At 52.1% G+C, this 12,302-nt stretch carries 13 protein-coding genes; 7 read left to right on the top strand and 6 right to left on the bottom strand.

The genetic code is table 11. The annotated features are described in order from the left end of the window. Positions 1-52: 52 nt before the first annotated feature. On the bottom strand, positions 53-880 hold the full coding sequence (locus DFR37_RS20780; RefSeq protein ID WP_180148094.1) for a DUF932 domain-containing protein: 828 nt from the start codon (positions 878-880) through the stop codon (positions 53-55). Between the two features lie 606 nt (positions 881-1,486). Between DFR37_RS20780 and DFR37_RS20775 the strand changes: the two genes are divergently transcribed. From DFR37_RS20775 to thcA, 4 genes are all read left to right on the top strand, one after another. Continuing rightward, entirely contained in the window at positions 1,487-1,981 is a 495-nt protein-coding gene (locus DFR37_RS20775) for a TIR domain-containing protein (protein ID WP_113935094.1), read from the top strand. A gap of 30 nt (positions 1,982-2,011) precedes the next feature. Further along, a complete protein-coding gene (locus tag DFR37_RS20770; RefSeq protein WP_113935093.1) occupies positions 2,012-3,631 on the top strand; it encodes a CBASS cGAMP-activated phospholipase in 1,620 nt (539 codons plus the stop codon). Between the two features lie 81 nt (positions 3,632-3,712). Further along, on the top strand, positions 3,713-4,855 hold the full coding sequence (thcB4, locus tag DFR37_RS20765; protein WP_113935128.1) for a Thoeris type III anti-phage system protein ThcB4: 1,143 nt from the start codon (positions 3,713-3,715) through the stop codon (positions 4,853-4,855). Positions 4,856-4,858: 3 nt separating this feature from the next. Further along, positions 4,859-5,446 (top strand): Thoeris type III anti-phage system protein ThcA, encoded by a 588-nt coding sequence (thcA, locus tag DFR37_RS20760; protein WP_113935092.1) that lies wholly within the window; start codon positions 4,859-4,861, stop codon positions 5,444-5,446. A 192-nt stretch (positions 5,447-5,638) separates the two neighbouring features. On the opposite strand, the gene DFR37_RS20755 is transcribed toward thcA, so the two are convergent. From DFR37_RS20755 to radC, 5 genes are all read right to left on the bottom strand, one after another. After that, complete coding sequence (locus DFR37_RS20755) at positions 5,639-6,301, bottom strand: uracil-DNA glycosylase (RefSeq protein WP_113935091.1); 663 nt, start codon at positions 6,299-6,301, stop codon at positions 5,639-5,641. Continuing rightward, positions 6,298-7,434 (bottom strand): nucleoside triphosphate pyrophosphohydrolase family protein, encoded by a 1,137-nt coding sequence (locus DFR37_RS20750; protein ID WP_113935090.1) that lies wholly within the window; start codon positions 7,432-7,434, stop codon positions 6,298-6,300. Before DFR37_RS20750 ends, DFR37_RS20755 begins: the two co-directional genes overlap by 4 nt. Before the next feature lie 3 nt (positions 7,435-7,437). Further along, on the bottom strand, positions 7,438-8,064 hold the full coding sequence (locus DFR37_RS20745) for an Nmad2 family putative nucleotide modification protein (RefSeq protein ID WP_113935089.1): 627 nt from the start codon (positions 8,062-8,064) through the stop codon (positions 7,438-7,440). Further along, positions 8,061-8,531, bottom strand: coding sequence for a TIR domain-containing protein (locus DFR37_RS20740; RefSeq protein ID WP_113935088.1), 471 nt, complete (start codon positions 8,529-8,531; stop codon positions 8,061-8,063). The genes DFR37_RS20745 and DFR37_RS20740 overlap by 4 nt, the downstream gene beginning before the upstream one ends. 327 nt (positions 8,532-8,858) lie before the next feature. Continuing rightward, positions 8,859-9,368 (bottom strand): RadC family protein, encoded by a 510-nt coding sequence (radC, locus tag DFR37_RS20735; protein WP_113935087.1) that lies wholly within the window; start codon positions 9,366-9,368, stop codon positions 8,859-8,861. A 421-nt stretch (positions 9,369-9,789) separates the two neighbouring features. On the opposite strand from radC, the gene DFR37_RS20730 reads away from it, so the two are divergent. The 3 genes from DFR37_RS20730 to darG all read left to right on the top strand — a co-directional run bounded on the left by DFR37_RS20730 (position 9,790) and on the right by darG (position 12,278). Beyond that, a complete protein-coding gene (locus DFR37_RS20730) occupies positions 9,790-10,455 on the top strand; it encodes a DUF6088 family protein (RefSeq protein ID WP_113935127.1) in 666 nt (221 codons plus the stop codon). A 102-nt stretch (positions 10,456-10,557) separates the two neighbouring features. Then, positions 10,558-11,208, top strand: a complete 651-nt coding sequence (darT, locus tag DFR37_RS20725; RefSeq protein WP_113935086.1) for a type II toxin-antitoxin system toxin DNA ADP-ribosyl transferase DarT — start codon at positions 10,558-10,560, stop codon at positions 11,206-11,208. Next, positions 11,208-12,278 carry a type II toxin-antitoxin system antitoxin DNA ADP-ribosyl glycohydrolase DarG gene (gene darG / locus DFR37_RS20720; protein WP_113935085.1) on the top strand — a complete coding sequence of 357 codons (1,071 nt, stop codon included), beginning with the start codon at positions 11,208-11,210 and terminating at the stop codon, positions 12,276-12,278. The genes darT and darG overlap by 1 nt, the downstream gene beginning before the upstream one ends. Positions 12,279-12,302 lie beyond the last annotated feature (24 nt).

Raw genomic sequence — 12,302 nt, 5'->3', positions numbered from 1 at the left:
AGCCATGAAAAGCGCGGCAAGGGTGGCTGCCTGCCCCTGCCACGTAGGGAAATCAGGCTTTCAACTGGCGCATGCCCTCGGCCAGCAGCCACAGGGAACGATTCAGGCGAATGTCGGAATCAATGCCTTGCACCGCTCGGGTGCTTTGACGGCGTCCGTTGGCGCTGCGGCCCCGCAAGCCGCCTTTGGTGAGGTTTTCTTGCAAACGGTTGAAGGTCATCCACAGATCGGGGCGGCGGTCGTCATACCGGCGCGGCATCAGAATCTGGCTTTCGGTGATGGGCGCGGGCTTATCCGGGTCGTCGTATTTCAGGGCCAGCGCTGCGCGGGCGAATACTTCGGCTTCGCCATCACCCAGTGTGATGGCCTGCATGGCCTCGCGGGATTCCTGCACCCGCTCGAAACCCGCCAGCACCTCGTACGCGCCTTCGATCACCTGCCCGGCAATGTCGCCTTTGTGCGGGATGCGCACATCGGCCACCGTGTCGCCGCACACCAGCCCATTGCTGCACACGAAACGAAACGCCCCGGCCAGCATCTGGTAGCTGCTCGTGCCATCGTGCGAGTTCAAGAGAATGATTTCATTGGCGATGCTGTCATTGACCTGATTGGCATGACGCAGGCGAATCAGGTGCTTGGTGTGTTCGCGTCGATCTTCGTTACGCACACGCGTTTGCGTCACCATGAAGGGCTGAAACCCCTCTTTCCGTAGTTCCGTCAGTACCGCCGCCGTAGGAATGTAGCGATAGCGTTCTGAACGGCTTTGGTGTGGCGCATCGGCATAGATGGACGGCACCACGGCCCGGATCTGATCGTCCGACAGCGGGCGGTCGCTGCGAAGCACCGGGGAGTGGGAACCGAAGCGGGATGCAAGCATGATGTTTCTCCTGACAAAGAAAGGGTTTGCTGTTTGCCGCACACCGGATTCCTAGATTCGGAAGCCCAAGGCTTTTGAGCTGTTGTTGTGCGGTCGGCACGAAGAACCCGGTTGGCCTCGTTGCCACCGTCTGTCCTGAGTTCGTCGCCCGCGACGGTCAGGAGCCCACGAACGTGGGCCGTCAAGGAGAGAAGCGTCAGGGGGGTGCGGCCCGCAGGCGAGAGCCGAGGACACGGCCTGGCGCGCCTTGACGGCACGCGGCCACGGGCTACAGTCGCGGACAAGGTGATGAAGTCAGGAAAGGTGGTTGAGCAGGCAACGGCCCGTCTTGGTGTGCAGGCTGCACGCAAGCGCCAGCGCGCAGGCCCGAAGCTGAGAAGCCGGGCCGAAGGCGTCAGCCGAGTAAAGTGAGGTGAGGGAACAATGCAAGCCTTCCGGGAACGAAACCCGACAGGCGGCTCGATACGTAGTCTGACAGCGCGACCGGGTATGCTTTCCTGATTAGGGTTGTCCCTAGCAATTCAACTAAGTTTCACAAAACGAATACATCTGTTGTAAATTGTGACTGGAGAATATGCCTTTAGCCGCGAAGAAATATTAGGAGGGAAAATGACGCGTAAAGCCTTTTACAGCTTTCACTACAAGCCAGACAATTGGAGAGCTGCTCAGGTTAGAAGCATGGGTGTTATTGAGGGAAACAAGCCGGCTTCCGATAACGCTTGGGAAGATGTTAAGGCGGGCGGAGATGATGCAATTCAAGACTGGATTGATGCCCAATTAAAAGGGAAGTCAGTTGCGATCGTTCTCATCGGACAGAATACCGCTGGACGAAAGTGGATCAACTATGAAATAAAAAAAGCATGGGTAGATAATAAGGGAATACTCGGAATCCATATCCATAACCTCAAGGATAGTGATGGAGATCAATCAGAAAAAGGACTCAATCCATTTTCAAAGCTCACCATAAACGGTGTCTCCATGGATAAGATTGTGAAAACTTACAACCCGCCATATTCCACTAGCACTAACGTGTACAGCCATATCAAGGAAAACTTAGAGGACTGGATTGAAAAAGCTATTGAGATTAGAGGAAATTACGCCTAATAAAATCGTCCTAGCCAACAAGGTTTATTCATGACCTCAAGACAGCCTCTTGCCGGGGTGCGAATTCATCTCTCAGGATCTGCTCTAGATGAACGGAAAGAAGAAATATGCTTGTTTGTGAACACGCTCGCCTCACGAATATTTAGCGAGGGAGGCTCGGTAATTCATGGAAGTCACCCATCCTTGTCTAAACCATTAGAAGATGCCGCAAAAGATTTTCTTCAAGCTGGCGGCGAGGTGGGTGCATTAACATTGGTGCGAGCTCAAAAGTTTGCCGAAACAGATGAGCAAATTACAGAAATAGAAATTCAACGCCAATTCGCAGCAGTACAGATAGTTCCCGCCGAGACTGATGGAGTAAGCAATAGTGATTTAACGCCCATGCGAGACTGGATGGCTGAGCGATCGGATGCGGTTGTCTGCGTTGGAGGTAAGTGGTGGGACATAAACAAGGCCAAAGCAGGTGTCCCCACAGAACTCGATGCGATGCTGGAACTCGGAAAACCAGGATTCATTGTTGCGGGATTTGGAGGAGCAATCGCAGGTTATATAAAGGACAACCCGAGCTTGCCTTCGAGGCTACAAAATGGACTATCTGAAGATGCGAATCGTGAAATTGCAAACGATACATCTATTGAACGTATTGTAGAAACGATTGTTACTCAGCTAAAGCTTCTACCGCTAGTGCGACGCAGTGTATCGCGGAGTCGGAATTTTCGAATTCTTGCTCTTGATGGAGGAGGGTTGCGAGGGACGTTCACTGCCGCCGTTTTGGCAAAGTGGGATGATATGCTCAGAGGGGGTGGCGGCAACAATCTAATATCGCATTTCGATTTAGTAGCTGGCACATCCACTGGTGCAATACTTGCGATTGGGCTAGCCCTCGGAATAACTCCACGAGATATACTGAAATTCTACCAAGCACAAGGGCCATTAATTTTCCCAAAAGATAGAAAACTTCGGCATTGGCTGAGATCCAAGCACGAATCTTCCACACTCCGAGATTTACTGTTTAAAGTATATGGTGATAGGAAAATAACTGACTCCTCGTGCTGCAGACTCGTTATCCCTACAGTAAGAGCGAAACATGGGCAGGCTGAAGCTATTGTCACAGCTCATAGCCCAGATAGAACAGCATTTCGTGACATCTCAGCGGTCGAAGCAGCTCTCGCATCGTCAGCTGCTCCTACATATTTTGACGAGTCTGTCTGGGATGGACCGGTTGCTCCTGAATCTTTTCTCGATGGTGGTGTTTGGGCAAACAATCCTATTCTCCCCGCACTGGCAGAGGCTGTTCGTTATCTAAAAATACCACTAGATCGAATAGATGTCTTAAGCGTCGGCACGATGGGTAATGAAAGCGATTTCACGGAATCACTTGGAAAGGGGAAAGCTGGATGGGCGCCCAATAGTGCCGATCTCTTCTTTGCTGCTCAGGAGCATGGAGCACTAGTTCTGGCCGAGGGATTTTTAGGCCCAACGCGCCATCTTCGGATTAATCAACAGACTCCGATAGAAATTAAACTTGACGATGTAGAAGCAATTGAAGAAATGACTGAACGAGGGAATGAGGTGGGTAAGGATTCTTTTGTGTACGTTCGATCTAGATTCTTGGATGGTCAGTTAGCGCCAGCATGGCAAAGGTATTAATTTTTTTGGAGAGCCATAAGGATCGTGTATGAAACGGGACGCTATCGCCCGATTTTTTAAAATTATGTGGCTAAAGTAAACATGCCTTCTCTATATCAACTTGGAATACTTGGAGCTCCAAGTGCCGCTCAGATTTCTGAGCTTGAGAATATCTTGTCCCACGCCGTGGGCATGTTCAATCTTCGGCTGGGTCAAGAGGTGGGATGGGAAATTTGTCCCGAAACATTCAATCCTCAACAACAGCGATCAGCAGCTGCTGTCTTTTTCGGCGGTGAGAATGCACCTCTCGCCAATATTGCAAATCTGTTAGAACGTGGCATACCGTTGCTGCCCGTGGCGTCGGATCTCAGTAGAGTCAGTACCGAAATTCCGGGAATATTGCAACCGCTCAACTGTCTAGTGTATACAGCAGGTGGTGCACAACGCGTTGCGACCGCATTGTTGGAATGTGCTGGCTTACTGCCCCGGCAACGCCGAGTATTCGTCAGCTACCGCCGCGATGAAGCCCGAGAGGCTGCTTTGCAGTTGTTCGACGCTCTGTCTTCGCGGCTCTTCGATGTGTTCCTTGATACACACGGTATTCCTCCTGCAGAAGACTTTCAGACAATGCTATGGCATCGCCTTTGCGATTCTGACGTTCTCTTGATGCTTGATACGCCAAGGTACTTCGAAAGCCGATGGACTAGCGCAGAATTCGGAAGAGCTCTGGCGAAAGGTATCAGCGTTTTGCGGGTAGGCTGGCCAGACGCGACCCCCTCTGCCCGCACGGCAACAGCAAGCCGCGCCGAGCTATTACCTGAGGAAGTTAATCAGGCTACCGGACACATCGCTGATGACGCTGTGGAGCGCATTTGCTTGCAACTTGAGGAAGTCCGAAGCCAAAGCCATGCAGTTCGCTCCATCAATCTTGTAAGCAACATACGCAATGCAGTACAAACTATCGGCGGACAGGTCATTGGAGTGGGAACCCACAAAGCAGTTCATATCCAATTGCCTGATGGTCGGAACGTAGTCGTTTACCCGACGGTCGGTGTTCCCACATCAACAACGCTGCACGACGCATCCAGGAATTCGCCCAATCAATCTGTAGCCGTTGTGTACGATCACATCGGTCTGCATCCTCGTTGGTTGGGGCATTTAGAGTGGTTAGGGCAGCACATCCACTCGGCACGGTGGGTCAAGGCCAGCGAGGCTGGTTGGCAATTTGCAGATTGGGAGGCTTAAAGTATGGGTGCTATTTTTCTCTCCGCCAGCGTGCCACTTGTTGACCGAGGCAAATATCACGAAACTGCCAACCCATTTCTCATCCAATGTGCGGTGCGAGAATTGATCATGGCCGTCATTCGGCAGCACAAGATCGTGTGGGGTGGACATCCAGCTATTACGCCAATGATCTGGAGCATTTGCGAAGACTTAGGCATGGATTACTCGCAATCCGTAGTGCTGTATCAAAGCAAATTCTTTCAGGATCGCTATCCTGAAGAAAACAGGCGTTTCCAGAACGTCGTCCTCACCGAGGCAGTGCCGGATGATAGGGGCGCGAGCTTGCAGTTCATGCGCGAAATAATGCTTTCGCGTGAAGATTTAGTTGCTGCTGTCTTCATCGGCGGGATGGAGGGGGTGGAAGTCGAGCATGAAATTTTCAGGCGATGCCATCCTACGTCTAAAGTGCTGCCGGTGCCTGCACCCGGAGGGGCTGCCCTAAACCTCGCTAAGGAGCATGGATATTTCTCTGACACAGAGCTTGCCGATGTGGACTTTGCGCGCCTCTTTCACGTTCATTTGGTCGCAACTACGGACGGCACGCTTAAATAGTGCTCCGTTCGTCACTGTGCTACAAAAGCCGATTATGAAGTCACAATGCTGCGGAAGGTTTGTAGCGCTCCCACTATCAGCGCGATAGGCTGCGCGCATCCAAAAGTCCGTAGAGATTGCGTAGCGAGGGTGACCTACCTACAAGCGACAATCAGTGAGGCATCCGCTCTCACTAGGACGCAAAACACTTCGTCAACATAGTGATCCTGTTTTTATGGAATGCCCATAAAGATCCGTGATTTGCCCTTGAAACTGCGTTTGCCCACCATAGCTCGGATGCCTCACGCAAATGACGGGCAAGCCATCTGTGATTCGATGAGCGGCTGCGGCAGCATCGTTGCCGATGGCGATAATGCGCGAGGGGCGGAGTAAAACAATAAGCTGCTGCAGCAGCTCTTCGCCAGCTCGCCTTTCGCGGGCATTATGCTGCCGGTTGGTAAATGGATCCCCTGATTCATGCGGATGCAGTGGGAAAACATTCCATAAAAAAATGCGAGCATCAATGTGCTCTAGCATTCCCCATATGACTGCAGCGGTTCGCTCGGCTACAGCATCACCTACTGTCGGCCGTTCTGGGGCCAGATCAATATCCCAACGCTTGGCATGCTGGCTCATGTGAACATCGTCAGTCAGGGCTAGCCCTGTACGGCGACCTCCGCGATATCCTAAATCTCGGCCAATCCAAATCGCATCTACAGGCTTCTCGCTAGCGCAACGTAATAACGCGGAAAGCGCAGCAGCACGACGACGTGGTGCATCTCGACGATCATGAAGTTCGCAGCGATCAGAATAAGGATTAAAGCAGTTCTCGAATTGTAGTGAAGAAACGGCTTCAACGAAGGGGTGAAGTTTCATTGTTCAGACTCAAGTGGCATATATTGTAAAGTACGTTCTTCTCGATTTCCGATGATCCAACCGCCTTGGTTTCTCTTGATGTTACGGAATACAGAATAACCGTCCAAAATGGCCTTTTCCCAAAGTTTTAGTGGACACCTCTCGACCTCGTAGCCACTCACGAACTCACCGATGGTTTTGAGAATTCCAAGAGAAATTTTTTCTTGATTCTCGAAGAAGTTCAGTTCCTTAGCCCTGGAAAAAATCCAAGCCGTAAGCCCTTCTTCAACGACGATTGCCCGACCACTGTCTTGCTCTTCATCGTACTTGGACTGACTCTTTCGCTTGTGTTTGATCAATGCCCGTATCACGGGCGACCAATGCAATATAGCCGCGTATGCGAAATGGAAAACATCATGGAATCGGTAGCCATCTCGGTCAGCGATGTTGTCAGTCAGAGGATCACCTATGAACACACCATTCCATTGAAGATAGCTTTTACCGCTGCCGCGTTGATTGACTCGGATTTTAAAATCTCTAGGAAGCTGCTCTTCAATTCCAAACTCACTATCGAAGTCAAGGTCAATTAGGTCAGCAGGCTGTGGATCTAAGAATGCGCCCCTAGCTTTCCGGAGATTCCCCCGCGCTACGCTCGAAAACATCAACTCCGACGCATGGATAGCATCAAGATAGGCTCGTGCAAATGTAACTACGTCATCGCGCATGGGGCTACTTCCCAGCATGGCAGCGGCGGCTTGGCCTAAGCGTACTAGAGTAACGTCCAACGACGCTGGTGCCGACACTGGCATGGCGATGTAAGCCAGTGCACCTTCAGCGATATCGCTTGCCGCTCCAATGTTCTTGAAGTTTCCGTGATTTGCTGCTTCGGCGAAAACATCCTCAAGGGGTACTCGCATTCGTCGGCAGATTGCAGCTAGATACCAAAGGGTATCGCCAAATTCTTCTTCTGCCGCCCTTCTGAAACCTGGATACGCAGACTCTTCCCGGACATGCTTTTTGGCCGTAGCCATTATTCCACCGACTTCTCCATAAAGCCCTTGAAGGACGGGATTGAAGTCAGTCGGATTCAATACATCCGTAGCTGCAATTTCTGAAGCGTAGTCCGAAAGCAGCAGAGAAGCTTCCTTGTGCATCAGTTACCTCCGAAGCATTAGCCATTCAAATGGAGCGCCCTGATATCCACTCACCCTAAGGCTACGAATCCATCGCTCCAAGTGTACGGTCAGTTCTGGATCGTCGAAAATAGTTCGACCTCTTCCTGTTTTGCATAGGCTTCGGCCTTTCTTGTCTTTTAGCCCTTCCGGGAATTCTGGTCCCTCCCCCCCGAAGTACACGAAGTCATTGCTTATCAGAACCCTATTTACCGCTGTGTCGCGAGTGACATGTTCGGGGTTTAGTAAACCGCTGGGGAGCGAGTGAAAGGAATCACGTTGCTGCCAAGCGACGGCTGGCGAGGTTCGGAAGTAGATATTGTCCCCACAGCTTTGTTTCCGACTACCATTGCGATAAGGTTTTTTGGACTGGAATCGTGGATCCACACTATATTCATCAAATGTCAACGTTTCGGTGACCCGCATCGCGTACACCAGATACCCACCTCGTTGAATACGTCGATCGTTGCTGCCACTGCCGACCACCCAATCACCGATGGCGGCCCTACTACGTATAGGTGGCTTACAAGTTGCCAGTGTGCAGTATTCATAGAACGGATTAGGGGCGAAACCACTGTCGTAACGCACCACGTAAGAGTGGATACGTGTCATCTGCAAGGATGCCTTTTCAGAGGAACCGAGTCACAGGCACCACCATCGGGTTTTTCCCATGTATCTTTTCCGTCGATGGCATCAATGATCGAGTCACCATTCCAGCCGACGAGGGCATCGGCATACTCTCTCAGTGCCTCGGGAATATCGCACTCCTTCTCACCATGCTCCCAGACGCCAACAATACGTTTCCCTTGCTTGGCCGCATACTCGATTTCCCAGTTCACCCAGTTACTATCCTTGGTTTGAGGTGAAACGTAGCAAATAAATACGCCTGCCCAGTTTATGGCTGGGGCCAAAATCTGTGTCTTGATGTAGTGCTCATCCGTAGCATTGTTAAATTTCCCGGTATGAATAGAGGAGTCCCTCACATCCATTCCTTTCGGAGCCAGCAGATCTTTGAGCTTTTTTAGCCCGTCGTCGTCCTTATGGACATGGCTGATAAACACGTTCCGTTTTTCTGCCACCTATCACCTCCATAGACGTGTTGAGCGAGTAAGAGATCGTAACCGAAATTAGATGATTGTGGCAAAAATGTAGGTGAATCCAAGGATGACCCGGAGTCCTTTCTGGACAAGGATGTTGAGGCGCTTTAGCGTTGGGCCAGTTGGCTAAGCCCTGCCTAGCTCCTGCTTGCACATCGTCGATGCAGCGGTAGCAGAACTTTTCATCTTCTGAACCGCCTCGAACAAAGCAGCATCGGACAGCCTGGCTCTGTACAAAAGGCCGATGAACTGCACCCCAAAAGTTGAACGCTATTCCAACCTTTGGAGTACAGTTCACGCCCCCCATCCCTACAGCAGGCCGCGCTCGGCAAACGACACCGTTTCCCGCCCAGCCACAACGACGTGATCCAGCGTATTGACATCGAGCAGCGCCAGTGCCTTCTTGAGATGCGCGGTCAGCGCCTTGTCCGCCGCGCTCGGCTCGGGATTCCCGCTTGGGTGATTATGCGCCACGATCACAGCGGCCGCGTGACGGTTCAACGCCGCCCTGGCGACCTCACGCGGATAGACCGAGGCTTGATTGAGCGTGCCTCGGAACATCTCCACGTATTCGATCAAACGATGCTGCGAATCCAGGAAGAGGACAGCAAACATCTCCACGTCGAAGCCAGCCAGTTTTGCCGTCAGATATTCTTTGACGACCGCTGGCGACGTAAACGCCGTGCCGCGCACCAGTTTCTGGTCAACCGCCTGGCGGGCCGCTTCAAGAATCTGGTCTGTGGTCGCCGGCAGATAGCGCCCCTGCGCGTCATGTACCAGCAAAGCGGAATCGAGAGAGGAAAAGGATGATTGCGACATGATCGTGCTCCGGTTACTCGGGCGGAATTGCCCGGAACCGTGTTCAGCACGGCGCAGCGCAAGCAGTCAGGGGTCGATAGACGGCCACCTGGCCGCAAGCGTGCCGGCACGCGCAGCCCTTTACTGCGCGAACGCCGTGATACGGTGAAGGGAACAGCAAGACCGCCTCCCTCCAATAGCAGACAGTGGAGGTAGGGTCTTCACGGCCATCCGACCTGGAGAGGCACGAAGAGCCATAACGACATCGTGGACCGCATCGGTGTCCGGCTGTCCGGGGCAATGCAGACTCGACGCGAGTAGGTTCATAAGAGTTAAGTAACCCGCTGCTCATTAGCCATAAGTCCGAAAAATAACTACAAATTTCGGATAAACTTGCCAAAAGTCCGAAAAACGCATACAAATGTCGGACATAGGCATTTTTATGAACGATCTCAAAGCGCAAATCCTCGCCCACATCGCCGCAGCCGCTCCCGGCCAAGTCTGGACGCCGACTGATTTTTCTCACCTCGGTAGCCGAAGTGCCATGGACAAGGCGCTTCAGCGCCTGGTTGCGACCGGCGAACTTCGCCGTATCGACCGTGGCCTGTATGACAGGCCCAAGGTGAACAGCCTGACCACGAAGGCAGCGACTCCCGACTATCGTGCCATCGTGGATGCGATCGCCCGCCGCGACCAACTGCGCCTGCTCGTCGATGGCATGACCGCCGCCAACGACCTGGGCCTGACGGACGCCGTGCCCGCGCATGTCACCATCCATACGGATGCACGCCGGCGCACCATCCAGCTCGACAACCTGACCGTCACATTCAAGCTCACCGCACCGAGCCGTCTGTATTGGGCCGGCCGCCCGGCCATGCGTGTCGTACAGGCACTGCATTGGCTAAAGGACACTCTGCCTGCTGACAAGCCCCGCATCATCAAACGATTGACCCAACTGCTCGCCGATACACAAGGCGATGCCATCCGCCAGGATTTGATTTCAGGCTTCAACACACTGCCGGCATGGATGCAGGCCCTCATTCGTGAACTACCGGGTTGCAATCCGCAGATCACAGCACCGACCAACGAGAGAACGAAAGCGGCTTGAAATCTCATGGATCCACTACCATTCTTTCTATTGGCTAGCTATTATTTCGTGACTGCGTATTTCGGGATCAACGTAACCATGCTGCAATACTTGAAATAGCCAATGGCGAACCACTACCCCAACCTGAACTCGGATCGTGCGTTGATCTGGCGAATTGTTCACCTAGAGAATCTCGCATGGATTCTCCAACACGGTTTGCATTGCATGAACTCTACGGTGCGCGATCCCCACTTCGTTACAATCGGCAACTCGGAGTTGATCGGCCGACGTAGCACACGGGTTGTTCCGATCGCACCAGGTGGATGCCTGTCGGACTATGTCCCGTTTTATTTCACTCCGTTTTCTCCTATGATGTATAACATCTATACGGGGCGTGGCGGTGTACCCAAACGTCTGAATCAGGACATATGTATATTGGTATCAAGCGTTCATCGCATCCGGGAAGTGGGGCTAGAGTTTGTTTTTACTGATCGCCATGCCTATACCGCTATGGCTCAGTATTACAATCAGATTGACGACCTTTTTCACATCGATTGGCCTCTGCTACAAGCGAGGAATTTCGCCCGTAACGCCGACGACCCGGAGCAGATTGAACGCTATCAGGCAGAGACCTTGGTACACCAAAGCGTACCGGTACATGGCTTGTTGGGTGTGGTGTGCTATACGGAGGCCATAAAGGTTCAACTTGATACGCAAATCCGAGCACAAGGTTTGCAACTGGCGGTGCATGTAATGCCGCAATGGTACTTCTAATGATTACTTACACGCACGGAAACCTACTGGAAGCAGACGCCGAAGTATTGGTCAATACGGTCAATACTGTAGGGGTGATGGGTAAGGGCATCGCCCTGATGTTCAAAGAGCGCTTCGCCGACAACTACCGTTTGTACGCTGCGGCCTGCAAGGCAAATGAGGTACAAACGGGAAAAATGTTCATTACCGAAGTCAATGAGCTAGCCGGTCCACGCTGGATCGTCAACTTTCCGACCAAACAGCATTGGCGCTCGCCATCGCGCCTGGAGTGGATTGTTGATGGCCTGCAGGACCTGCGCCGGTTCTTGCTTGAGAAGAAGATCAAGTCCATTGCAATTCCTCCGTTGGGAGCAGGTAATGGCGGTTTGGCATGGAGCGAAGTACGCTCCATTATCGAAAAAGAGCTTAGCGATCTAGATTTGGATATCATCGTCTTCGAGCCCACACAAAAATATCAGAATGTAGCCAAACGAACAGGGGTGGAAAAACTCACGCCAGCTCGCGCTCTAATCGCCGAGCTTGTGCGCCGCTATTGGGTTCTAGGCATGGAATGCAGCCTTTTAGAGATACAGAAACTAGCCTGGTTTCTGGAACGCTCCATTGAAAAAGCGGGTTTGCCCTCTCTGGACTTGAGGTTTAAAGCTCATCAATACGGACCTTATGCAGATCGCCTGCGTCACTTGCTTGAAGGCTTGGATGGAAGCTATCTTCACTGTGAAAAACGTATCAGTGATGCTGGACCGCTTGACGTTATTTGGTTTGACGACGAGCGCAAGGACTTTGTCCAAACATACTTGAAGACAGAGGCTAAAGCTTACCTCCCTGCGCTTGAAGAAACAGCCGCTGCCATTGACGGCTTTGAATCCCCTTTTGGCATGGAATTATTGGCAACTGTTGATTGGCTGCTAGCCAAGGAACATGTCACACCCAATGTTCCCGCATTGCGCGAGGGCCTACACCACTGGCAAGGGGGAAAGCATGCCGCCGCGCGTAAAAATCGTTTATTCGATGATCGGGCATTAGGGGTAGCTTTGAACAGGATCGCATCGCATGCGCCTGTAATGACGTAGAAAACCAAGTATGAGTCCCGTATA

The sequence above is a fragment of the Eoetvoesiella caeni genome (assembly GCF_003315175.1).
In the GTDB taxonomy this organism is placed as follows: Bacteria; Pseudomonadota; Gammaproteobacteria; order Burkholderiales; family Burkholderiaceae_B; genus Eoetvoesia; species Eoetvoesia caeni.
This window is presented reverse-complemented; position numbering and strand designations above follow the sequence as displayed.